The following is a 22,991-nucleotide window of genomic DNA, read 5'->3' as shown; positions in this document are numbered from 1 at the left end:
GGGATCACGGGCGGTCGTCGGTGCCGCGCCGCAGCACGAGCGCCGAGTTGCAGCCCATCAGGCCGCGGCTGAGCACCAGCGCGGTGCGCAGCGGCAGCTTGCGGGCGTGGCCGGTGACCAGGTCGAGGTCGTGCCGCACCTCGGTGATGTTCGGCGTCGGCGGCACCAGACCGTGTTCCAGCGCCAGCACGGCGGTGGCCACGTCCAGCGACGAGGCGGCCGAATAGGCCCGGCCGTAACCGGTCTTGGGCGCGGTCACCGGGACCTCGGCGCCGTGCGGGCCCAGCGCGTCGGCGATCGCCAGCGCCTCGGCCTGGTCGGCGGCGGGGACGCCGAGGGCGTCGGCGAAGACCACGTCGATCTCGTCGGGCGCGCAGCCCGCCTCCGCCAACGCGCCCTGGATCGCCCGTGCCAGGCCCTGCCGGGAGGCCTCCCAGCCGGCGGTGCCGGTGAAGGTCGCGGCGTGGCCGGCCACCATGGCCCGGACCCGGGCACCGCGCCGCTGCGCCGCGCCCGCCTCCTCGACGACGAACATCGCGCCGCCCTCGGCCGGGGAGAAGCCGCAGGCGTCGTCGGTGAACGGCAGATACGCCCGGTGCGGCTCCTCGGCCAGGCTGAGCTCCGGGTAGCCGAGCTGGCAGACCACCGAGTAGGGGGCCAGCGGTGCCTCGGTGGCGCCGGCCACCACCGCGTCGGTGCCGTGCCGGATGGTCCGGCAGGCGTGCGCGAAGACGTCGAGGCCGCCGGCCTCGTCGTTGGCCAGCACGCCGCACGGCCCCTGGAAGCCGCCGCGGATGGAGATCTGGCCGGTGCTCGCGGCGTAGAACCAGGCGATGGACTGGTAGGGGCCCACGAACTTGGGCCCCTGTCCCCACAGGTTCTGCAGCTCGCCCTGGCCGAACTCGCCGCCGCCGGAGCCGGCCGCCGTCACCACGCCGATCCCGAAGGGCTGCTGCGGGTCCTTCGCCAGCTGGGCGTCCTCCAGGGCGAGTTCGGCCGCGGCCATGGCGAAGTGGGTGAACCGGTCGGTCTGCACCAGGAAGCGGTTCTCGATCAGCCCGGCGGGGTCGAAGCCGCGCACCTCGCCGGCCACCCGCAGCGGCAGGTGGGTGCAGCCCTCGCGGGAGACCGGGCCGAGCACGGCGGTGCCCTGCTGAACCGCCTTCCAGAAGGCGTCGGTTCCCACCCCGCTCGGCGCGACCACGCCCAGGCCGGTGATCACCGCCCGGCGCTCGTCCGGTTGCCGTGCCGGGTCACGCTGTCGGGTCATTGCGTCCTCCCGTCGGAGCGGGTGAGCACCACCGCGGACTGGAAGCCGCCGAAGCCGCTGCCGACCGAGAGCACGGTGCGCAGGTGCGCGGCGCGAGCGGTGCGCGGCACGTAGTCCAGGTCGCACTCCGCGTCGGGCGTCTCGTAGTTGGCGGTCGGCGGCACCACCCCGTGGGTCAGGGCCAGTGCGCAGGCGGCCAGTTCGATCGCGCCGATGGCGCCGAGCGAGTGCCCGACCATCGACTTGATCGAGCTCATCGGCACGGTGTAGGCGTGCGCGCCCAGTGAGCGTTTGACGGCCGCCGTCTCGTGCCGGTCGTTCTGCTTGGTGCCCGAGCCGTGCGCGTTGACGTAGTCGACGTCGGTGGGGTCGAGCTGGGCCTCGGCCAGCGCGCGGTCGATCGCCTCCGACATCTCCCGGCCCTCCTGGGTGAGGCCGGTCATGTGGTACGCGTTGCCGAAGGTGGCGAAGCCGCGGATCTCGCAGTAGATCCGCGCACCGCGGGCGCGGGCGTGCTCCAGCTCCTCCAGCAGCAGCACGGCGGCGCCCTCGCCGAGCACGAAGCCGTCGCGGTCGGCGTCGAAGGGGCGCGAGGCGTGCGCGGGGTCGTCGTTACGGGTGGAGGTCGCCTTGATCGCGTCGAAGCAGGCGACCGTGATCGGGGAGATCGGCGAGTCCGAGGCGCCGGCCACCACGATGTCCGCCTTGCCCTCGGCGATGGCGTGGAAGGCGTGGCCCACCGCGTCCAGCCCCGAGGTGCAGCCGGTGGAGACGGTCTGCACCGGACCGTGCGCGCCGATGTCCTCGGCGACCTCGGAGGCCAGCGCGCTCGGCGAGAAGGCGCGGTGCAGGTGGGCGCCCGCGCCTTGGTGGTCCACGTCCCAGCGGCCACCGCCGGCGCTGACCGCCACGTAGTCGTGCTCCAGCCGGGTGGTGCCGCCGACGGCCGAGCCCAGCGAGACGCCGATCCGCCAGGGGTCCTGCACCCCGAGGTCGAGCCCCGAGTCGCGCAGCGCCTCGGCGGCGGCGGCCAGCGCGAACTGCACGTAGCGGTCGGCGCGTTCGGCCCGCTCCGGCTCCAGGCCGCAGGCCATTGCGTCGAAGTCGCACTCGGCCGCGATCCGGGAGCGGAACCCCGCGGGATCGAAGAGGGTGATCCCGCGGGTCGCGGTCTGGCCGGCCGTGAGCAGGTCCCAGAAGGCCCGCACGCCTATCCCGCCGGGGGCCACCACACCGAGGCCGGTGACCGCGACGCGGCGCATCACGCCGTCGCTCCGGTCGGGTCGGGCGGCATCGACAGGGCACCGGCCACCTGGGTGGTGTCCTCGGTGTCGACGTGGCCGAGTTCGGGCCGCGGCGCCAGCGGCCCGAGGTGGAAGACCATCCGGGCCTCGGTGCCGCCGGTGTTGCGGAAGCGGTGGCGCACGTCGCGCGGGATCATCAGGCCCTGGTCGGGCCGCAGCGGGTGCGTCGCCCCGTCCAGGTCCACCTCCAGCTCGCCGCTGACGACGAAGACGAACTCCTCGGAGTACGGGTGGTAGTGCTCACCGATCCGCTCGCCGGGCTGGATGATCGCCAGCCCCATGAAACCGCTGGTGGCGCCGACGGTGGTCGGCGTGAGCAGGGCGCGCAGGTCGCCGCCGCGCCGCCGGTTGGGCTGCGTCTCGTCGAGGTGCACGATGCGTACGGGCTTGGCGGTCACGGGTCACTCTCCGGTGGCGGCGGACGCCGGGACGGCGTGCGGGTCGGGGGACGGGGACTTGCGGTCGGTGACCAGGTCCATGGCACAGCCGTCCAGGAAGCGGGTGATCCCCGCCGCGGTCGTCAGGTCGGTGTCCGCGGGCAGGTCCAGGTGGCGGCTCAGCGCGGTCGGCGTGCTGCCGGGGGCCAGGCCCGCCGCCTGCGCGGGCGCCTGCCGGTAGGGCACCCGCAGGTCGACCAGGCGCACCAGCAGGCCGTCGCGCAGGAACATCGTGGCGGCGGCCAGCGGGTGCGTCGCGTCCCCGGTGGCCGACTTGTCCTGCTCGGCGAGGAGCTCGACGGCGGCGGCGCCGTGGCCGGGCCGCACCGGGTAGAGGAAGGCCAGACGGGTGAGTTCGCCCGTGGCGGACTCGCCGCCGGTGTGGTGCACCGCGGGCAGCGCCGCGCGGGCGAAGAAGGCCCGGGTGGAGGCCGGGTCGGCGAAGTCGCGGGCCTCCTCCAGGTACGGGTTGACCGCCTCCTCGACGGCCCGCACCTCGGGCTGCACCGCCACGTGCCGCAACGCGTTGCCCAGGTCGCCCTCCACCTCGACGGCCCGCACCACGCGGTTGCCGCGCATGAAGAGCGAGGTGCGGCAGAGCCGGGTGGTGCGGTCCACCTGGGCCTGCGGCGAGCGGTAGCCCGAGAGGATGTCGACGACGGCCGCTTCGCTGCCGGGCTTGACCGTGAAGGTGAGCGCGTGGCGCACCACGCCTCCGTTGGCCAGGGGCGGCGTCGGCAGCGGGTCGGTGCGCCGGGTGGGGGGCCCTGCGCTGACCGCCGCGGTCCTGCGCAGGGGTGCGCCGGTCGGTCCGGGCGTCGGCTCGGGGGTCTCCCGGGCGATGACGAACCGCAGCGAGCGGGTGTCGCTGACGCACTGGTGGAGCGGTTCGACCACCTTGCGGTGGGCGGCGCTGTCCACCCAGCTCAGGAAGGGCTCGGCGCCCTCCCACTCGCTGGTGATCAGCCACTGCGAGGCGTTGCCGAGGGACTGGCACAGCTGGTCGCTGATGTGGCCGGGGACCTTGGCCACCTGGTGGCGGATCTGCTCGTAGGCGGCCAGGAAGCGCTGCTCCTGGCCGTCGTGCACGTCGAGCAGCAGCACGACGCGCAGCCGGGAGTCGGTGGCCGGGGTGAAGGGTGGGATGTGCCTGTCGGACAGGGTTGTCACGGTGCTAGTTCCTCTCGCTCGATCCCGGCCCTTGCACACGTTCCGGGGCCTGATCGCATGCGTTCGATACTACGTACCGCAACGATTCCCGCACGATGCGTGAGTCGCTCGGGTGAAGATCCGCTTCCGGTCGGCCGCGGCTGGGAATACGTAGGCCCCGGGCCGATTCGGAGCGTCGCGACGGCGGCGGCCGGGCCCCTTCCCCGTACGGCTGGAGAGACCTCATGACCTCGCAGGTCGACGACCGCGTGCCGGTCCTGATCGTGGGCGGTTCCCTGGTGGGGCTGTCCGCCTCACTGTTCCTCGGGCGCCTGGGCATCGAACACCTGGTGGTGGAGCGACATGCGCGCACCTCGCACCACCCGCGCGGACGCGGCAACAACGTGCGCACGATGGAGCTCTACCGGACGGCGGGGGTGGAGCAGCAGATCCGGCAGGCCGCCGCCGTGCTGGCCGAGAACCACGGCATCCTGCAGGCCGGCACGCTGACCGGCGCCGACCAGGAGTGGCTGTTCCGGGAGATCGACCCGGGCGGCGCGCTCTCCCGGCTCAGCCCCTCCGGCTGGTGCCTGTGCAGCCAGAACGATCTGGAGCCGGTCCTGCTGCGCTGCGCCCAGGAGTTGGGCGGCCAGGTGCGCTTCGGCACCGAGCTGGACTCCTTCGAGCAGGACGGCGCCGGGGTGACGGCGCTCGTCCGGGACCGGGAGAGCGGTCAGCTGCGCACGGTGCGCGCCGACTATCTGATCGCGGCGGACGGTCCGCGCAGCCCGGTGCGGGAGAAGCTGGGCATCGGGCGCACCGGGCAGGGCGACCTGTTCCACAACGTCAGCATCACCTTCACCGCCAAGCGGTTGGCCGACGTTGTGGGCGAACGACGGTTCATCGTCTGCTACTTGACCAATCCCGAGGGCGCGGGAGCGCTGCTGCCGGTGGACAACCAGCAGCACTGGGTCTTCCACGCGCCCTGGCACCCGGACCGCGGCGAGGAGTTGGCGGACTTCACCGACGAGCGGTGCGTGGAGCTGATCCGGGCCGCCACCGGCGTCCCCGACCTGGAGGTGGAGGTGACCGGCAGGGCGCCCTGGCACGCCGCCGAACGGGTCGCCGAGCGCTACGGCGAGGGCCGGGTCTTCCTCGCCGGGGACTCGGCGCACGAGATGTCCCCGACCGGGGCGTTCGGGTCGAACACCGGGATCCAGGACGCGCACAACCTCGCCTGGAAGCTCGCGGCGGTGCTGCGCGGCTGGGCGGGCCCGGGGCTGCTGGAGACCTACGACGCCGAGCGGCGCCCGGTGGCGTCGGCGACCAGTGCCCGCGCCTCGGCGCGCTCCGCCGAGCACCGCCACCCCGGGTACGAGGTCAGCCCCGGCACCGGGCGGCAGGCCGGCATGATGGCGGTGGTGCTGGGCTACCGCTACGACTCGACTGCCGTGGTGGACAGTGCGGCTGACGGATCGCCGGTTCCGCAGGACTTCCGGCCGATCGCCGAACCGGGCGGCCGGGCGCCGCACCTGTGGGTGCGCCGGGGCGGGGCCCGGGTGTCGACGCTGGATCTCTACGAGGCCGCGCCGGTGCTGCTGAGCGGACCGGAGGGCGGGGCCTGGCACGCCGCCGGGCAGCGGGTGGCCGAGCGGCTGGGCGTGCCGCTCGCCTGCTACCGGGTCGGGCCGGATGCGCAGCACGACCTGGTGCCCGAGGACGGCGCCGACTGGGAGCGCCTGCACGGGGTGGCGGCGGACGGCGCGGTACTGGTGAGGCCCGACGGGTTCGTGGCCTGGCGGACGCGCGGCTCGGCGGCCGAGCCGGAGCTGCTGCTGGCCGAGGTGCTGGGCCGGGTGCTGGACGTGCGCGCCGGCTGACCGCCGGGCGCACGACGGCGGGGGCGTCCGGACCGGGCGCCCCCGCCGTCGTGTGCTGACGGAGCGTCAGGTCACTTGGTAGCGACCGACCATGCCGCCCATCATGTGGTGGATGACGTGGCAGTGGTAGAGCCAGTCGCCGGGGTTGTCCTCCAGGTACTCGATGGTCAGCGTGGTGGAGGGGCCGATCATCTGGGAGTCCACCCAGTCCTGGTGACCGGGACCGCCGCGCCAGCGGTGGCCGTGCAGGTGGAAGACGTGGAACTCCTGCCCCAGCGCGGCGATCCGCCACCGCACCCGGTCGCCCTCCCGCGCGGTGAAGGTCGGGGTGTTGCCGAGGAAGGCGCCGCCGTTGAAGAGGTTGAGGTTCTGGCCCAGGGAGGGGATGTCGGCCTTGTAGGCGTCGTGCAGGAAGAGCACGAACTCGCAGTCGACCTCGGGGGTCTGCTCGTCGGTGACCACCAGGACGCCGAACAGGCCGAGTTCGGCACCGATCTCCATCACCGGGTCGCCGGAGCTGAGCCGTTGGGACTCGTCCAGCCCGTACTCCTTGTGCGCGGGCCCTGTGCCCGCGCCGGCCGGCGCGGGGATCGACTGCGGGGTCGAGTGGTCGTGGTAGAGCCAGGTGCCCACCGAACTGGGCGGGCAGGCCCAGGTGTAGGTGTAGCTCTGGCCGAACGGGACGGCCGCGCCGGGCCGGTCGGGGTCGTCGGCCACCCAGCCGCCGTCGTTCTCCCGGTTGTAGCGCACACCGTGCGGGTGGATGCTGTGCGGCCAGCGGTAGTGCGCGTCGTTGTTGCGGAAGTGCACCCGGATCAGGTCGCCGACCTCGGCGCGCAGCACCGGCCCTGGGACGCCCTGGTTGGCACCGAGTCCGTCGGGGCCGAGGTCGGCGTCGAGCGGGTGCTCCCAGTTCGGCGTGTAGGCGCGGAAGCCGACCGCCCAGAACGTCAGCCTGTCGGCGTCGACATGATGGCCCATCATGGCGTCGTGGCCGGTGGGCACCGGGTTGTGCCGGAAGGACTCGGCCTGGATCCAGTACTCGCGCACCCGGCCGCTGGGCCGGAAGGTGTCGGCGGCGAACGGGTCGTGGGCCTCCTGGCGCCGGACCGGTGCCGGGGTGCCCGCGGGGGCCGGGGCGGCGGACGCGGGCCCGGCGGTGCCGGCCAGCGCGGCGGCGGCGCCGCCGCCCAGCAGGGTCCGCACCACGGACCGGCGGCCGTGTTCGGTCCTGTCGTCTCGCTTCTCGTCTTGGGCCTGATCAGCCGACATGGGTCCCTTTCGGGTGGGGACGTGGAGCTGGGTGGGGATGGGGAGCCGGCCGGTGGGCCCGGCCACCGCTCCGCGGATCAGCAGTCCCGCCGAGGTTAGGCACACTCCGGCGTCGGGGCGGGGAGCTGACCGGCTGCTATCGCCCAGTCGGCCGAGCCGGTTGCTCCGAGGGTGCCGGTTGCTCCGGGGGCGGTGGTGGTCCGGGGCCGGTCGGGGTCGGGCCCGCATCGATAAGACAACCTTTCAACCTGCCAAAACATCGCTTGGTGATCTTGTTATGCATGGAAAAAGCTCGATTTGAACTAGGAATCTAAGCGTGTAAGGCTGTGCTGCCAGCCGTTACCAAGAGGTAACCCGCCGTGGCCGCTGCCCCGCCGACCTCAGGTCCGTGGTGGGTGCCGCACGGCGCGGAACAGGCCGAGCTGGCGATTCCCAGGGCCCCGGTGCTGACCGGTGCGGCCCTACCTTCGAGCTGGAAAGCGTTGGTGTCATGCAGAGCCGGACTGCCGATGTGGCGACCCTGCGAACCGAGATCGAGGAGCTGTGGGAGCGGCGGGACGAGATCCCGCTGGACGGCGCCGAGGCGGCGGCCGCCGTGGACGCGGCGATCGGGCTGCTGGACACCGGGCGGGCCCGGGTGGCGGAGCTGGTGGACGGTGAGATCGTGGTCCACGACTGGCTGAAGGCCGCGATCCTGCTGCTCTACAAGCAGGCCCAGCCGCAGCCCTCGCAGTTCGGGCCCTTCGAGTGCGCCGACAAGATCCCGCTGAAGACCGGCATCGCCGGCTCCGGGGTCCAGGTCTCGCCCGGTGCGGTGATCCGGCGCGGCAGCTTCCAGGAGCCCGGCGCGGTGGTGATGCCCAGTCACATCGGCATCGGCTCCTACGTCGGCGAGGGCACCCTGGTCGACTCCTGGGTCGGTATCGGCTCCTGCGCCCAGATCGGGCGCAATGTGCACCTGTCGGGCGGGGTGGGGCTCGGCGGCATGATCGAGCCGCCGATGGCCAGGCCCGTGGTGATCGAGGACGACGCCTTCATCGGCGCCCGCTCGATGATCTACAGCGGCGCCCGGGTCGGCGAGGGCGCCCTGCTCGGCGCCGGCTCGCTGCTGACCGACACCATTCCGGTCATCGACGCCGCGACCGGCGAGGAGCTCAGTCGCGGCTCGGTGCCGCCGTGGACCGTCGCGGTGCCCGCCAGCCGGCCGCGCGAGTTCGCCGGCGGCACCTTCGGCCTGCCCTGCCTGCTGGTGATCAAGCACCTGAAGAAGGGCGAGCGCCACGACAAGGCCAAGCTCAACGACGTGGTGCGCACCCAGCCGCCGGTGCTGAACCTCTGACGCCCCGTCGTCTGCCGCCGCGTCACATCTGAACCGTTCGAGGAGAACTTTCCCGTGTCTGCCAACGGAATCCTGCCGATACTCAAGCGCCACCCGGAACTCGGGGAGCTGCACACCCGCCTGAGCGCCTTCCTGGACACCCATCTGCCCGTCCCGCTGTGCGAGGAGGCCGACCGGCCCGACTGGCTCGAGCTGCGCCGCAAGGCGGCCGCGGCCGGGCTCACCGGGGTCGACCTGGCGGACGCCGGTGCCGCCGTGCGGGAGGGGAGCGCGGCGGGCGGGCGGGTCGCCCAGGGGATGGCCATGTTCCTCGCGGGGGAGCGGGACTGCGACGCGCGCGAGGTCTTCAGCAGCGGGCACGGCGCGATGGCGCTGACCTACGGGACGCCCGAGCTGGCCCGGCTGGTCCACGAACAGGTGGTCGTCGACGGCAGGTTGGCCGGTGTCGCGTCCAGCGAGCCGCAGTCCGGATCGGACCTGCGCGGCTTTCGCGCCACGCTGGTCGACCACGGCGGCCACTACACGCTGTCGGGCTCCAAGGGGCTGATCAGCCGGGTCGAGGAGGCATGCGGGTTCGTCGTCTTCGCCAAGATCGTCACGGCCGCCCAGGCCGGCACCGTCGACCTGCGCGAGGTGCCGCTGTCCGCGGTCTGGCTGCCGATGGACACCAAGGGCGTGCTGACCGAGACCACCGACCCGCTGGGCATGCGGGGTTGGAGCTTCGGGCACCTGCACTTCGTGGACGCGCAGCTGCCCAAGGACCTGCTGCTCGGGGCGCCCGGCGAGGGCCGGCGGATCTTCGACGCGCACTTCTCCGCCTGGCGGCTGATGATGTCGCTGGTCTGCCTGGGAGCCGCCGCAGCCGCGATCCAGGAGGCCGCGGACCGCACCCGCCGGCGCACCGTCGGGCGGCTGTCGCTGGCCGCCATCCCGTCCGTCGCCGCCCGGCTGGGAACGGCCGCGGCCGAGGTCGAGGCCGCCACCGCCTGGTGCTTCGCGCTGCTGGAGCGGATCGACCAGGGGGACGTGGACGCCGCCGCCTGCTCGGCCGCCAAGGCCCTGGCCACCGACGCGGCCTACCGCGCGGTGGACCTGGCCCTGCAGCTGCACGGCAGCGAGGGCTACACCCGGCGGACCCCGATGGAGAAGCGGCTGCGGGACATCCGCGGGCTGCGGATCGCGGACGGCCCCAACGACACGCTCTACAGCGTGCTGGCGCACGCCATGCTGACGGAGAGTCAGGAGCCGTTGCAGGCCGTGCCGTCCGAGTCCCTGCGACCGCTGGCCAGCCGCTGACATGGAGAGCCAGCCGAACCCCACCAGCGCCCCCTTCCGGTCCGAAATCGTCCAGATCCTGGAGGTGTTGGCCGCCGACCGCGAGCGGGAGGCGATCCGCCACCAGGGGCAGGTCCTGACCGCCGGCGAACTGCTCGACCTGACCCACCGGTTGGCCCGGGCCATGCAGGCCCGGGGCATCGGGCGGGGCCGGACCGTCACCCTGCTGAGCGGGAACCTGCCGGCCGCGATCGCCGCGCGCTACGCCGCGGGCCTGCTCGGCTGCCGGGTCAACCAGCTCTACACCAAGCTGCCCGCCGAGACCCAGGCGGTCATGGTGCGCGACGTCGAGACGCACACCCTGATCGTCGACCCGCCGCACGCCGAACGCGCCGCCGAGCTCACCGCAGCGGCCCCGGTGGCCGGCGTCCTGGCCCTCGGGCCGGCGGCCGGCACGACCGACCTGCTGGCGCTGGCCGCCGAGCAGTCGGCCGGCCCGTTCGCCAGCCTGGCGCGCCCGCAGGACGTGCGGACCATCCGGCACTCCGGTGGCACCACCGGCCACTCCAAGGGCATCTGCGTCAGCTACGGGCAGGTCCGGCCGTTCGGTCCCGACCTGCCCGGCGAGCCGGGCCGGCCGCCGCGGCTGCTGGTCTGCACCACCATCGCGCACGCGGCCGGGCAGATGGCCGACAAGGTGCTGCGAGCCGGCGGCAGCGTGGTGCTGCTGCCGGAGTTCGACGCGGCCACCGTGCTGGCGGCGATCGAGAGCGAGCGGATCACCGACCTGTTCCTGATGCCGCCCCTGCTCTACCAGCTGATCGACCACCCGGCCGCGGCGCGGACCGACACCAGCAGCCTGCGACGGCTGAGCTACGGCGGCTGCCAGGCCTCCCCGGCACGGATCATCGACGCGCTGCGCCTGCTCGGGCCGGTCCTCGTCCAGCTCTACGGGCAGCACGAGGCGGGCATCATCAGCGTGCTGGCCGCCGAGGACCACGACCCGCTGCGCCCCGAGCGACTGCTCTCGGTGGGCCGGATCGCGCCCGGCTACCAGGTGGTGATCCGCGACGAGGCGGGCCGCGAGCTGCCCGCGGGCATGCCCGGCGAGGTCTGCGTGCGCTCCGACACCCTGATGCAGGGCTACTGGAAGCAGCCGGAGCTGACCGCCGAAGCGGTCCGGGACGGCTGGCTGCACACCGGCGACATCGGCCGGCTGGACCAGGACGGCTACCTGACCATCGTGGACCGGCTGAAGGACCTGATCAACACCGGGGGCGGGCACGTCTACACCTCCGAGGTGGAGGACCTGCTCAACTCCCACCCCCAGGTCCGCCAGAGCGCGGTCTTCGGTGTCCGGGACGCGGACCAGGTGGAGCGGGTGCACGCGGTGGTGGTGCCGGTGACGGGCGCCGCGGTCACGGCGGAGGAGCTGCGTGCCCTGGTGCGCGAGCGGCGCGGGGTGACGCACGAGCCGGCCCGGATCGGCTTCGCCGAGGCGCTGCCGCTGACCGACGCGGGCAAGCCGGACAAGAAGGTGCTGCGGAGCCTGGCCGAGCAGGCCTTGGCAGGTGCGGTGGACTAGTGCCGGCCCCGGCCCAGCCTCCGCCCGTTTCCGCATGGGGAGTGGGCCCCCATGTTCCTGGCGGACCAGTGGGGGTCGCGTGGTGGAAATATGGGGGCCGGCACCCGATGTGCGGGTCCGGGTCCGGGTCCATGCTGCTGACGGAAGGTCAGTGGCACATCGACCCAGGAGAAACCGATGGGTGAGCCCGTGCGAGTCAGCATCGTAGCCCTGGATCCGGTGCTGGAGGCCGGCACCAGGAGCACCTTGCAGAGCAGCGCCGATGTCGCGGTGGCGCTGCCGACCGAAGCGGCCGAGGTCGCCGTCGTCATTGTCGACCGAATCGCCCGGCAGGCACTGGACGTGGTGCGCGCGACCCGGAACGCACCGCACCGCCCCGAGGTCGTCCTGGTGGCCACCGACCTGGCGCCCACCGAGGCGGCGCAGGCGATCGCGGCGGGCGCCCGCGGGCTGCTGCGCCGCACCGAAGCGAGCGCGGACCGGCTGGCCAGGACCGTGCTCGCGGCGGCCGGCGGCGACTGTACGGTGCCGCCGGAACTGCTGGAGGGCCTGCTCGACCTGGGCGCCTGTCCGCCGGGGACGGGCGCCCGGGCCACGTCGGCCGGGGCCGCGGGCGCTCAGGGTGAGAAGGCCAGGGGCGGGCCCGGCGCGCAGCCGCCCCGCGGCGCCGCCGGCCTCAGCGAGCGCGAGCGGGCGGTGCTGCGGCTGGTCGCGGACGGGCGCGAAACAGGGGAGATCGCCCGCGAGTTGTGCTACTCGGCGAGGACGGTGACCGCCGTGGTGCACGACGTGACCCAGCGGTTCGGACTGCGCAACCGGGCCCACGCGGTGGCGTACGCGCTGCGAGCGGGGCTGCTGTGATCGGCGCCGCGCTGCTGGGGGGCGCGGCGCCGACGAGTGGCACGGTGCGGCTCGCGCCGGACGGGGCCGGGGCGGGCCGGTTGCGGGTCCGGGTGGACGCGAGCGATGCGGCCGTGCGTGAGGCCGTGGTCAGCAGGCTGCGGCACGGCGGCCTCGCGGCGCTGCCCGATCCCGGCCGGGGGCCCGGCACCGTGGTGGTGGCGGCGGGGTGCACGGTGGACGACGCGATCGACGCCTGCCGGGTGAGCCTGCGCGACGGCGAGGTGCGCCTGCTGGTCGTCGCGGACGTGCTGTCGCCCAGCGGGGTGCTGCGGGCCGTGCGGGTCGGGGCACGGGCGATGCTCCAGTTGACCCAGGCCACACCGGAGCGGCTGGTGGCCGCCGTGCACTCCGCGCACCAGGGGGACGGGCGGTTGCCGCACGGGGTGCTGGTCGCGCTGCTCGCCGGCGTCGCCGGGGCCGCCGGGGCGGGGGCGGCGGATCCGGCACCCGGGGCGGGCACCGTGCCGCTCACCGCCCGGCAGACCGAGGTGCTGGCGCTGATGGCCGAGGGGCACGGCAACGCGGCGATCGCCCGCGCGCTGTGCTGCTCGGAGCACACCGTGAAGAACGTGATCTACGAGCTGATGGCCCGGCTCCAGGTCCGCAACCGCTCGCACGCGGTGGCGCACGCCGTTCGTACCGGACTGATCTAGTGCCGCGTCAGGCAACCTTCGCCCCGTCAGGCACCCCGCGCTACCGATCCTGCTGCGCGTTTGTCCCTACCCCCGGTCGGTGCGGCCGGGCAGGCTGGGTCGACGTCAGCGCAGGGTCGTGGGGACGGCCCTGGCTGGCGTCACCTTTCCGGTCGCGCCCGGGCGTGGTGGGCCGGTTGCCGCCGTCGTCACCGGCGGCAACACGGCCACGGCGCTCAGCCTGACGAGCGCTGGAACAGGCGCAGCGGTATCGGCCCGCGGTGCAGCACGTGCGGGACGTCGCCCCAGGGCAGGCCGGGCTCGTCGGGGGCCAGGGTGCGCAGCCGGGCCAGCGCGCGGTCGGTCACCTGGGAGACCGCCCGCAGGGTCGCGGTGGTGAGCGGGAGGTAGTCGTCCTCGTCGGCCGGGTCCGCGCTGAGCCGGCCCCGGGTGAGCCGCATCAGCCGTACGCAGCATCGCCGCGGGTCAAGCAGGGCGGCGTCCAGAGTCCACATCCGCGGGTCCGCCACCGCCCGTCCGGCGCTGCGCATCGCGCCGAACAGGAGCGTGGAGTCGACCGGTGAGAGGAAGACGACGTCCGTCCACGCGCAGTCCAGTGGGAGCACCCGCTCGCGCAGCCGCTCCTCCCGGCCCTGGTACTTGGCGAGATGACGGGCGTACAGGTCCGGGTAGGGGGCCTTCAGGGCGGAGAGCGGCAGCAGGTCCTCGCCGCGGGGATCCTTGATCGCGGTGTGGAAGAGCGTGCCGCGAGCGGCTGGCACGGGGCCCTGGCCGGGCCGGGGGACGTCGAGTTCGGTGGGCATGAAAAAAGCGTCGCGCCACCTCGTGGTGACGGACGCCGCATAGGAATTATATCAGGTGCGGGGCGGCGCGGGCCAGGAAAGCGGTTGATCGGACCAGCTCGCCTGGTTAGGCTCGCGGAGATCATCTTCCGAAAACCGAAGGTCGTGCCATGGAACTGAGCAACCGTCACACCCTCCTGATCGGCGCCGCCACCGCCGCGCTCGCCGCCGCGGCCGTCGTGGGGGTGAGCGCGGGCGAGCAGTCGGGGAACACCCACAGCCTCGTGGTGGAGGCGCACATGGCGATATCGGCCCCGGTCGCGGGTGCCGCGCCCGCCGACGCCGCCGACGGCCTGGTCGTGCCCGACCATATGGCGCTGGCCGACCACATGGCGCTGGTGGTGCCCGACCACATCGCGATCTCCTGAAGGTACCGGCGCCCTGAACACCATGGTCGAGAAGCCGGGCGATCCCACGGCCCGGCTCATCGCCGAGACCGCCGAACGACTGGTGCGGCTCTGGGCCTCCCGGTCCGAGCTGCACCACCCGGGCTGGGGGCGCCCGTTCCGGCCGCTCGGTGAGCTGCTGCCCGAGCAGGACACCGAGTTCGCCGCGCAGAACCCACAGATGGTGCCGCTGCTCTGGTATCCCGCGCTCCGCCACGGCAGCAGCCGAGCGCCCGTGGTCGACGTCTTCGACCACCTGCCCGCGGAGCTGGGCCCTGCCCTGCCCCGGCGCCAGGAGCTCTCGCGCATCTACAGCTGGGCGCTGGCCTCGCGCACCGCGCTGGACTGGATCGCCGAGTGCCTGGACGGGCGCGGCCTGCTGGAGGTGGGCGCCGGCAGCGGCTACTGGGCGTGGCTGCTGCGGGCCCGGGGCATCGACGTGCTGGCCACCGACGCGGCGTCCGGTACCGAGCAGAACGGCTGGACCGACCGGTTCCAGTTCACCGCGGTGCGCCCGGGCGGGGCCGCCGAGGAGGCCGCCGCACACCCGGACCGGGTGCTGGCCCTGCTCTGGCCCCCGCACCGCGACCCGATGGCCGTCGATGCCCTGCGCGCCTACCGGGGACCCGGCGTGCTCTACCTCGGCGACCGCCCCGGCGGAATCTGCGCCGAGCGGTCCTTCTTCACCGAACTGGCCACCCACTGGCGCCCGTTGTCGCACTGCCCGCTGACCCTGCGCTGGCTCGGCAACCGGGACGTGGCCACCTTCTTCGTGCGGCGCTGACGGTCCGCCCTCGTCGTGCGGCGCCGACGGCCGGCGCCGCGCCGGTGCCGGGCCCTGGGCGAGGGGGCCCGGCTGCCGGGGCGCCGCCGGTCAGTCCAGTTCCACCTCGAAGTCCCAGGTGGCCAGCGGCTTGCCCGCCGCGTTCCAGGTCAGCGTCGAGTGGCCGGCCGCGAAGGTGCCCGACAGGTGGAGCACGCCGTCGTGGCCAGGATCCACGGTGACCGAGGCGTTGTCGGCGGTGAGCGGGATGCCGTGGCCGAGCTCGTCGGTGGCCGTCAGGTCCTGCGCGCTGAGCTGCTGCTGTCCGGCCGTCAGGTGCAGGGTGACGGTGAGGGAGCCGGCCGACTGGCTGGCCGGTGCCGCGCCCGGTGCGGGGTCGCTGTTCGCCAGCTCGGGCCCGGTCGCGGTGATCTCGCCCTGTTCGGCGCCCAGGTCCAGGTGGACCCGGTCGCCCATCGCGACCAACTGGGCGTGCCCGGGGGCGGCGGTCACCACGATCGGTGCGCCCGGGGCGCTGGGGATCGGCACCCGTCCCAGGTCCTGCTTCGTCGAACCGGCGCACCCCGCCGCACCGAGCAGCAGCGCGGTCAGCAGCAGGGGCAGCGCACGGCCTCGGCTGCTGGAGCGGTCGGTCACTTGCCGGCTCCGGGCTTCAGGCTGTCCTCGGCGGCCGAGGCCCCGGTGAAGTCGGGCGCGACCACGGCGGGCTGGTCCTTCGGCTGCTGGCCGGTGGCCGACCAGACGCCGTTGCTGCCCATGGCGGCGGGCTGCATCGCCTTGCCGCTCGGGTTGTTGTACACGTCGGGGCCGAAGGCGCGCAGGCCCGGCGTGGCGGCGTAGCCGAGGTGGCCGTGGCCGTCGGTGCCGCCCTTGGTGACGTGGAAGAGGTCCTCCATGCTGCGCAGCCAGGAGTAGTGGTTGTAGGGCTGGTCGCTGATCGTGCCGGGCTTGATGTAGCGCGAGATCAGCAGCGAGCCGGTGATCCCGCCGCCGGGGGTGGTGTCCTGGCCGAAGGCCTGGTCGCCGGGCTGCGGGGTGTTCGGCCCGGGCAGCTCGTTGCAGCAGGCGACCACGGACTGCGCCGTGTCGGTGGGGGTGTTGAGGGTGGGGTCGCTGTTGCCGGTGTAGTCGGCGCCGGAGTTCCCGTAGAGCTTGTAGGGCGGGAACGCCTCGTCGAAGGTGATGTCGATCATGCCGTTGTCCTGGAAGGCCGGCGAGGCCATGATCTGCGGGATCCACTTCTCCAGGAACAGGTCCGAGGCGTACAGGCCGCCCTGGTGGTTGTTCGGGTCGCCCGATCCGTTGTCGCCCTTGCAGGTGGAGTCGTGCGCGTCCGAGCAGTTGTCCGGGGTGATCCAGGAGAACTCGGGCGTGGTCGCCTCGCTCTTGAGGTCCTGGGCCAGACCGCTGAGGGCGGCGTGCCCCGGCTCGGCCGGGCGGCCGTCCAGCGGCACGACCTGGGCGCACTCCTGCGGGTCGTCGATCAGCGAGTGGAACCAGGCGGTCGGGTTGTGCTTGGGCACGTACTGGTCCTGGGCGGTGGCGCCGCCCGGGTCGACCACGCCGGCGCCGGACGGGTCGCCGGGGGTGCCGCACTTGTACGGGTCCTCGCGGCCCGGGGTGTTGCCCATGTCCTGCATGTACGCCTTCCAGCTGACGTTCTTGTCGTCGAGCTGGTTGAAGAGGGTGTAGACCGAGTCCGGGTAGACGCAGCCGGTGGCGGCGTGGGTCTGGCCGTCGGCGGCCGGGGTGCCGGGCGCGACGTCCTGGTACTGCGGGCAGTCGTTCTGGGTGGCCGGCGCCGGGGCCTGGCCGCTGACCGCGCTGATGTAGTTGTCGAGGCTGTAGTGGCCGGTGCCGTAGTACTGGCGCAGCAGTTCGCCGTACTGCGGCAGCGTCTTCCACAGGTAGCTGTTCTGGTTCAGGCCGGTGAACGAAGCCTCGTAGGATTTGTTCTCCAGCATGATCATCCAGACATGCTTGATCTTCGGCGGCTGGAAGTGGTGCGAGGCCGCGACCGCCGTGCCGCTGCCGCCGACCAGCCCCGCGGCTGCCAGTGCTCCCGCCACCAGCGTCGCGGCTATCCGCGGGCGTCGGCCCGTGCTCATCCGGCGCAGCCGGATTCCCCTGAGATTCATGGCCATATACTGGCATGAACATTGCATATAGGGGCAATTGAGGTCGCGTCAGTCCTGGGGGTCCGGGTCCGGGTCCGGGTCCGGCCGGCGGCGCGGCAGCGTGGTGGCCAGGGCCAGGACGGCGAAGGCCAGCAGGGTCAGCGCCGCGGTGCGGGCGCCGCCGGCGCCGGGCACCAGGTGCAGCGCGAGCGTGACGGCGGCCACGCCGATCGCGGTGCCGAGGCCGCGGGTCATGTTCACCATGCCGCCGCCGGTGCCCGCCGAGGTGCTCGGGACGGCCCGCATGACCAGGGTGTTGTTGGCGGGGATGAAGGTGCCCAGGGCCAGTCCCAGCAGCGCGAGCGGGTAGGGCAGCAGCGCGGCGTGCTGGGGCAGCACGGTGAGCAGCAGCAGGGCCGCCACGCAGCCCGCGGCGCCCAGGCGGCTGCGCCGGGTGTCGTCCCAGCCGGCCGGCAGCAGCCGGTCGGCGGTGGTGGCGGCGAGTGCGAAGCCGACCGGCAGCGCGGTGAGGACCAGGCCGGTGGCCAGCGGCGTGGCGCCGTGCCAGGAGAGCACCACCGGCACCAGGACCAGTGGCCCGAAGAGCACCAGGTAGCCGCAGAGCCCCGCCAGCAGCCCCGGGCCTATCCGCCCGGAGCGCAGCAGGGTCAGGTCGACCAGCGGGTTGGCGCAGCGGGCCTGCCGCCGGACGAAGGCCCAGCCGGCCAGCCCGGCGAGGCCCAGCAGCGCGGCCGTGCTCCAGCCGGGCAGGCCGAGGCCGGAGGCGACGGAGAGTGCGAGCAGCGCGCCGGTGGTGGCGGTGGCCAGCAGCAGCACCCCGGTGGTGTCGATCCGGCTGGTGCGCACACAGCCGCGGGTGCGGGGCAGCAGGTAGTGGCCGGCGACCAGTGCGGCGATCCCGATCGGGACGTTCACGCCGAAGACCCAGCGCCAGCCCAGGGTGGCGACCAGCGCCCCGCCCACGGTGGGGCCGAGCGCGAGGCCGATGGCCTGCCCGGCGGCCTGGATGCCGAGGGCGGCGCGCATCCGGCCGGGCGGCGCGCTGGTGGTGACCAGAGCGACGCTGTTGGCCTGCATCAGCGCGGCGCCGACGGCCTGGACGACGCGGAAGCCGACCAGGGCGGCCAGCGTGGGCGCGAGCCCGCAGGCGGCGGAGGCGGCGGTGAAGACGGCGAAGCCGTAGAGGTACATCAGCTTGCGGCCGTGCACGTCGGACAGCCGCCCGACCGGGACCAGCAGCGCGACCAGGGCCAGCAGGTAGGCGAGCGAGACCCACTCGACGCCGGCCAGCGAGCTGTGGAACTCGGTGCGCAGCGAGTGGTAGGTCAGCGTGACGATGCTGGCGTCGAGCTGGCCCATGAAGGCGCCGAAGCAGACGGTGCCCACGGCCAGCCGCCAGGCCCAGGGGTGCTCACGGACGGCGTCGGGACGTGGGCGTTCGGTGGTGAGCAGGGTGCGCAGGCGCGGCGCCGACGGGCGCGGCCGGTGCTGCCTGTGCTCGCTGAGCGCCATGGTGACGTCCCCCAGGGGGTGGGCCGGGCCGGAACGGCTCGGCTGGCTCGGCCTTCGAGCCTCGTGACCCACGCCCGCACACCCGAGCGGGCGCACCCGGACGTGGGCACGTCACCAGATTACATCTGCGGCAGACATATTCGGTAGGGGAGGTTGTCTGAGTGGGACGGACCGCTCAGTGCGCGGCCTCCGTGGGCTCGGTGGCCTCGGTGGGTTCGGCGGCGTCCGTGGGCTCGGTGGCCGCGGTGGCCGCGGTGGCTTCGGCGGCGTCCGTGGACTGCGCGACTTCGGCCGCCATGGGCTCGGATGCCGGCCGGTTGCGGGTGAGGACCAGGTAGGCCACCGCGCCGAGGAAGACGATCAGCGCCGTCCAGTCGTTCAGCCGCAGGCCCAGGATGTGGTTGGCGTGGTCGTCGCGCAGCGCCTCCACCCAGCCGCGGCCGACCGTGTAGGCGGCCACGTACAGCGCGAAGAGCCGTCCCGAGTGCAAGCTGAACCGGCGGTCGGCCCAGAGCAGCAGGGCGACCACGCCCAGGTCCCAGAGCGACTCGTAGAGGAAGGTCGGCTGGTAGGTGGCGATGTCCGGGGTGGCCGGCGGGCGGTGGGCCGGGTCGATCAGCAGGCCCCAGGGCAGGTGGGTGGGGTCGCCGTAAAGCTCCTGGTTGAAGTAGTTGCCCCAGCGGCCGATCGCCTGGGCCAGGATCAGGCCGGGTGCCAGCGCGTCCGCGTACGTCGCCAGCTTGATGCCCCGGCGCCGGCAGCCGATCCAGGCGCCGACCGCGCCGAGTGCCACCGCGCCCCAGATGCCCAGGCCGCCGTCCCAGATGTACAGCGCCCGGATCGGCTGCTCGCCGGCCTTGAAGTACAGCTCCGGGTCGGTGATCACGTGGTACAGCCGGCCGCCGACGATGCCGAACGGCACCGCCCAGACCGCGATGTCCGAGATGTCGTCCGGGTTGCCGCCCAGCACCGCCCACCGCTTGCGGGTCAGCCACACCGCGGCGGCGATGCCCGCGATGATGCACAGCGCGTAGGCGCGGATCGGAAAGGGGCCCAGGTGCCAGACGCCTTGGGAGGGGCTGGGCAGATACGCCAGGTGATGCATGCGGGGCCGTTTCCCTTGCCGGCTGGGGCGCGGTGGTGGTCCCGCCGCGCGAGGGGCACCACAGTACCTCGGGGCCCGAACGACTCCGGAGCAGCACTGTTCCCCTCCGGGTCTGTTGACTGATGAGCCATCATGTTTGAAAATGTTGGCATCGGATGCGGTGTGGCACTTCGGCCCCGGTCCGCGCGGGCCGACCCGGCGCCCGGAGCCCTCGGAGGAGCGTGAAGTGGGCATGCCCATCGGCGAGTTGGCCGGTCGCACGGGGTGCCGCATAGGGTTGACCGGGTGACCAGCCGCGACGGGATCGATCGCACCGTGGGCGAGTCCGGCGGGCGCAGGGGCGGAAAGGGAGCAGTACAGGTGTCTGAGAACAGCAACCTCCTGGCGGAGCAGCGCCGCGCGCTGATCGTCGACGAGGTGCGGCGGCAGGGCGGGGTGCGGGTCAACGAACTGACCCGCTGGTTGAACGTGTCGGACATGACCATCCGCCGGGACCTGGACGCGCTGGCCGGGCAGGGGATGCTGGCCAAGGTGCACGGCGGCGCCGTGCCGGTGCTGGAGGCCAGCACCCACGAGCCGGGCTTCGAGGCCAAGTCGGGGCTCGAGCCGACCGCCAAGGAGGCCATCGCCCGGGAGGCCGCCCGCCTGGTCGCACCGGGCAGCGCGATCGCGCTGTCGGCGGGCACCACCACCTACTCCCTGGTGCCGCACCTGCTGAAGGTGGCGGGGCTGACGGTGGTGACCAACTCGCTGCGGGTCGCCGACGCCTTCGAGCACGCGCTGCGCCAGGGCGGACCCGGCGTCCACCCGGCCACGGTGGTGCTGACCGGCGGGGTGCGCACGCCCTCGGACGCGCTGGTGGGTCCGCTGGCCGACCGCGCGATCAGATCGCTCCACTTCGACCTGCTCTTCCTCGGCTCGCACGGCATCTCGGTCACGGCCGGCCTGTCCACCCCGAACCTGGCGGAGGCCGAGACCAACCGCTGCTTCATCGCCTCGGCGCGCCGGGTGGTCGCGGTGGCCGACCATACCAAGTGGGGGACGGTGGGCCTGTCCAGCTTCGCCCGGCTCAGCGAGGTCGACACCCTGGTGACCGAGGCACCGCTGCCGGAGGAGATCCGCGCGGCGGTGGCCGAGCAGGTCCGCGAGATCGTCATCGCCCACGGGTGAACCCGGGCAGCGCGAGGCGCCCCGCCGGTGAACCGGCGGGGCGCTCTTTCGTCGGGCTCGGAAGGGGGTCAGCCCTTGTTGGCGCCCAGGGTCAGGCCCGAGACGAACTGCTTCTGGAGGGCGAAGAAGACCACCAGGGTGGGGATCGCCACGATCAGGGCGGCGGCGGAGATCAGGTTGTTGTTGACGAAGAACTCGCCCGTGAGGTTGTTGAGCGCGGCGGTGATCGGCCGGTTGTCGCCGGTCTGCATCAGCACGGTGGCCCAGAAGAAGTCGTTGTAGATCCAGGTGAACTCCAGCGTGGCCAGCGCCGCCAGCACCGGGCGGCACAGCGGGAGCACGATCTGCCAGTACTGCCGCCAGGCGGAGGCGCCGTCCACCAGCGCGGCCTCGCCGAGTTCGGCGGGGATGGTGCGCATGTAGTTGGAGAGCACGAAGGCGCAGAAGCCGGTCTGGAAGGCGACGTGGATCAGGATCAGGCCGATGAAGGAGTCGTCCAGCTTGCCGGAGGCGGCCAGCCAGTCGGGCAGCGGGATGAGCTGGTAGAGCTTGTAGAGCGGGGTGATGATCGCCTGCTGGGGGAGCAGGTTGCCGGCGGTGAAGATCATCAGCAGCGCGATGTTGATCCGGAAGTCGTACCGGGCAACCACGAAGGCCACCATGCTGGCCAGCGCCAGCGTGATGAGCAGCGCCGGCACGGTGATGATCATCGAGTTCCAGAAGTACCGCGGCAGGTCGGCCTGGGTCCAGGCGGCGGTGAAGTTGGCGAAGCCGTAGTGGCCGCCGACCGAGACGTAGCCGTGTTTCGCGGTGTCCTGGTAGGGGCGCAGCGCCGTGTAGAAGGCGTAGAGCAGGGGCGCCAGCCAGACCAGCGAGGTGCCGATCAGGAACACGTGCAGCAGGATTCGACCGGTGCGCGGCGGCCGGGCGGCCGTCCTGCCGTGCTCCGCCGCGGAGTTCGCGAGGCTGCCCCGGGACAGCGGGCCCCGGGGGTGTGGGCGCCGGTCCATGGCGGCGGTCATCCGCGCTGGTCCTTTCGGAAGACGGTGATCAGGTAGGGCACGATGAAGACCATCGAGATGAGCAGCAGGATGGTGGCCAGTGCGGAGCCGAAGCCGATCCGGCTGGCCTCGCCGATGATGTTGTCGGTCACCAGCACGGAGAGCAGTTGGAGTCCGTTGGTGCCCTTGTTGACCACGTAGACGATGTCGAAGGCGCGCAGCGACTCGATCACGGTGATCACCAGGACCACCACGTTGATCGAGCGCAGCGCCGGCCAGACCACGTGGCGGAAGGTCTGCCACTGGTTGGCGCCGTCGAGCGCGGCGGCCTCCTTCATGGCGGGGTCCACGCTCTTCAGACCGGCCAAGTACATGATCATGATGTAGCCGGTCTGCCGCCAGCAGGCCATCACCAGCACGGCCCAGATGTTGAGCTTGGGGTCGCCCAGCCAGTCGATCATGCCGTGCTGACCGGCGTGCCCGGTCAGGTTGTTGATCAGTCCCTGGGTGGGGGAGAAGATCAGCTCGGTCATGAAGCCGATCAGCGCGAGCGAGAGGACCACCGGGAGGAAGAGCACGTTCTGGTACAGCCGGGAGAAGCGGATCTGCTTGTCCAGCTGGACGGCGAGGAAGAGGCCGAAGGGCGCGGGCAGGCAGAAGAAGACCGCCAGCCAGAGCAGGTTGTGCTCGACGGCCGGGGTGAACTGCGGGTAGATGGTGAAGATGGTCCGGTAGTTCTGCAGCCCGATCCAGTGGATCGTGTCGATGCCACCGATCCCCGGCCAGCTGGAGAACGACAGGACGACGGACAGCAGCGCCGGGAGCCAGACGAAGCCGACCGTCAGCACGGTGGGCACGCCCGCCATCAGGGTGAGCGTCAGCCGGTCCCGCGGTGACAGGCGCCGTGGCCTGCTGCGTATGCGCTCGGTGGGTTTGCGGTCCGGTGCAGTCATGCGCGTCCTCGATGCTGTGCAGGTGTCGGTACG

Annotated in this window: 21 protein-coding genes; 9 read left to right on the top strand and 12 right to left on the bottom strand. The window is 73.0% G+C overall.

Features of this window, described 5'->3' with window-relative positions; all coding sequences use genetic code 11:
- Positions 1 to 4: 4 nt before the first annotated feature.
- Genes OG500_RS05595 through OG500_RS05580 form a run of 4 tightly spaced genes read right to left on the bottom strand, consistent with a single transcriptional unit; the run spans position 5 to position 4,181 of the window.
- Positions 5 to 1,270 carry a beta-ketoacyl synthase N-terminal-like domain-containing protein gene (locus tag OG500_RS05595; protein WP_327065251.1) on the bottom strand — a complete coding sequence of 422 codons (1,266 nt, stop codon included), beginning with the start codon at positions 1,268 to 1,270 and terminating at the stop codon, positions 5 to 7.
- A complete protein-coding gene (locus OG500_RS05590; protein ID WP_327065250.1) occupies positions 1,267 to 2,535 on the bottom strand; it encodes a beta-ketoacyl-[acyl-carrier-protein] synthase family protein in 1,269 nt (422 codons plus the stop codon). The genes OG500_RS05595 and OG500_RS05590 overlap by 4 nt, the downstream gene beginning before the upstream one ends.
- A complete protein-coding gene (locus OG500_RS05585; protein WP_327065249.1) occupies positions 2,532 to 2,972 on the bottom strand; it encodes a cupin domain-containing protein in 441 nt (146 codons plus the stop codon). Before OG500_RS05585 ends, OG500_RS05590 begins: the two co-directional genes overlap by 4 nt.
- Before the next feature lie 3 nt (positions 2,973 to 2,975).
- A complete protein-coding gene (locus OG500_RS05580) occupies positions 2,976 to 4,181 on the bottom strand; it encodes a SchA/CurD-like domain-containing protein (RefSeq protein ID WP_329577237.1) in 1,206 nt (401 codons plus the stop codon).
- Between the two features lie 224 nt (positions 4,182 to 4,405).
- Between OG500_RS05580 and OG500_RS05575 the strand changes: the two genes are divergently transcribed.
- Entirely contained in the window at positions 4,406 to 6,040 is a 1,635-nt protein-coding gene (locus OG500_RS05575) for an FAD-dependent oxidoreductase (protein ID WP_329577234.1), read from the top strand.
- A 66-nt stretch (positions 6,041 to 6,106) separates the two neighbouring features.
- Here OG500_RS05575 and OG500_RS05570 read toward each other — a convergent pair whose 3' ends face one another.
- Entirely contained in the window at positions 6,107 to 7,312 is a 1,206-nt protein-coding gene (locus OG500_RS05570; protein ID WP_329577231.1) for a multicopper oxidase domain-containing protein, read from the bottom strand.
- Between the two features lie 490 nt (positions 7,313 to 7,802).
- On the opposite strand from OG500_RS05570, the gene OG500_RS05565 reads away from it, so the two are divergent.
- The 5 genes from OG500_RS05565 to OG500_RS05545 all read left to right on the top strand — a co-directional run bounded on the left by OG500_RS05565 (position 7,803) and on the right by OG500_RS05545 (position 13,067).
- Positions 7,803 to 8,651, top strand: coding sequence for a 2,3,4,5-tetrahydropyridine-2,6-dicarboxylate N-succinyltransferase (locus OG500_RS05565; protein ID WP_327065245.1), 849 nt, complete (start codon positions 7,803 to 7,805; stop codon positions 8,649 to 8,651).
- A gap of 54 nt (positions 8,652 to 8,705) precedes the next feature.
- On the top strand, positions 8,706 to 9,947 hold the full coding sequence (locus tag OG500_RS05560; protein ID WP_329577226.1) for an acyl-CoA dehydrogenase family protein: 1,242 nt from the start codon (positions 8,706 to 8,708) through the stop codon (positions 9,945 to 9,947).
- Between the two features lies 1 nt (position 9,948).
- Entirely contained in the window at positions 9,949 to 11,511 is a 1,563-nt protein-coding gene (locus OG500_RS05555) for an AMP-binding protein (protein WP_329577223.1), read from the top strand.
- Positions 11,512 to 11,688: 177 nt separating this feature from the next.
- The gene (locus tag OG500_RS05550) at positions 11,689 to 12,372 is read left to right on the top strand and encodes a helix-turn-helix transcriptional regulator (RefSeq protein WP_327065242.1); all 684 of its coding nucleotides are present in this window, start codon (positions 11,689 to 11,691) and stop codon (positions 12,370 to 12,372) included.
- The gene (locus OG500_RS05545) at positions 12,369 to 13,067 is read left to right on the top strand and encodes a helix-turn-helix transcriptional regulator (RefSeq protein ID WP_329577219.1); all 699 of its coding nucleotides are present in this window, start codon (positions 12,369 to 12,371) and stop codon (positions 13,065 to 13,067) included. The genes OG500_RS05550 and OG500_RS05545 overlap by 4 nt, the downstream gene beginning before the upstream one ends.
- A 215-nt stretch (positions 13,068 to 13,282) precedes the next feature.
- On the opposite strand, the gene OG500_RS05540 is transcribed toward OG500_RS05545, so the two are convergent.
- Positions 13,283 to 13,870, bottom strand: coding sequence for a hypothetical protein (locus tag OG500_RS05540; RefSeq protein ID WP_329577216.1), 588 nt, complete (start codon positions 13,868 to 13,870; stop codon positions 13,283 to 13,285).
- Positions 13,871 to 14,019: 149 nt separating this feature from the next.
- Here OG500_RS05540 and OG500_RS05535 point away from each other — a divergent pair, with 149 nt between their 5' ends.
- Positions 14,020 to 14,277 carry a hypothetical protein gene (locus OG500_RS05535; protein WP_329577214.1) on the top strand — a complete coding sequence of 86 codons (258 nt, stop codon included), beginning with the start codon at positions 14,020 to 14,022 and terminating at the stop codon, positions 14,275 to 14,277.
- A 22-nt stretch (positions 14,278 to 14,299) separates the two neighbouring features.
- Positions 14,300 to 15,079 (top strand): hypothetical protein, encoded by a 780-nt coding sequence (locus OG500_RS05530; protein WP_329577212.1) that lies wholly within the window; start codon positions 14,300 to 14,302, stop codon positions 15,077 to 15,079.
- 90 nt (positions 15,080 to 15,169) lie between these two features.
- Here the strand turns inward: OG500_RS05530 and OG500_RS05525 are convergent, their stop codons facing one another.
- The 4 genes from OG500_RS05525 to lgt form a co-directional block, all read right to left on the bottom strand.
- Positions 15,170 to 15,715 (bottom strand): hypothetical protein, encoded by a 546-nt coding sequence (locus OG500_RS05525; RefSeq protein WP_327065237.1) that lies wholly within the window; start codon positions 15,713 to 15,715, stop codon positions 15,170 to 15,172.
- Positions 15,712 to 17,217, bottom strand: coding sequence for an alkaline phosphatase family protein (locus tag OG500_RS05520; protein WP_327065236.1), 1,506 nt, complete (start codon positions 17,215 to 17,217; stop codon positions 15,712 to 15,714). Before OG500_RS05520 ends, OG500_RS05525 begins: the two co-directional genes overlap by 4 nt.
- A gap of 48 nt (positions 17,218 to 17,265) precedes the next feature.
- Complete coding sequence (locus OG500_RS05515) at positions 17,266 to 18,729, bottom strand: MFS transporter (RefSeq protein WP_329577208.1); 1,464 nt, start codon at positions 18,727 to 18,729, stop codon at positions 17,266 to 17,268.
- Between the two features lie 175 nt (positions 18,730 to 18,904).
- Positions 18,905 to 19,834: a prolipoprotein diacylglyceryl transferase gene (lgt, locus tag OG500_RS05510; RefSeq protein ID WP_329577205.1), complete on the bottom strand. Its 930-nt coding sequence runs from the start codon at positions 19,832 to 19,834 to the stop codon at positions 18,905 to 18,907.
- Between the two features lie 360 nt (positions 19,835 to 20,194).
- Between lgt and OG500_RS05505 the strand changes: the two genes are divergently transcribed.
- Complete coding sequence (locus OG500_RS05505; RefSeq protein ID WP_327065233.1) at positions 20,195 to 21,004, top strand: DeoR/GlpR family DNA-binding transcription regulator; 810 nt, start codon at positions 20,195 to 20,197, stop codon at positions 21,002 to 21,004.
- A 68-nt stretch (positions 21,005 to 21,072) separates the two neighbouring features.
- On the opposite strand, the gene OG500_RS05500 is transcribed toward OG500_RS05505, so the two are convergent.
- Together OG500_RS05500 and OG500_RS05495 are read right to left on the bottom strand one after the other, a co-directional pair.
- Complete coding sequence (locus OG500_RS05500) at positions 21,073 to 22,026, bottom strand: carbohydrate ABC transporter permease (RefSeq protein ID WP_329577202.1); 954 nt, start codon at positions 22,024 to 22,026, stop codon at positions 21,073 to 21,075.
- Complete coding sequence (locus tag OG500_RS05495) at positions 22,023 to 22,958, bottom strand: carbohydrate ABC transporter permease (protein ID WP_327065231.1); 936 nt, start codon at positions 22,956 to 22,958, stop codon at positions 22,023 to 22,025. Before OG500_RS05495 ends, OG500_RS05500 begins: the two co-directional genes overlap by 4 nt.
- Positions 22,959 to 22,991: the final 33 nt, after the last annotated feature.

The sequence above is a fragment of the Kitasatospora sp. NBC_01250 genome (assembly GCF_036226465.1).
Lineage (GTDB): Bacteria > Actinomycetota > Actinomycetes > Streptomycetales > Streptomycetaceae > Kitasatospora.
This window is presented reverse-complemented; position numbering and strand designations above follow the sequence as displayed.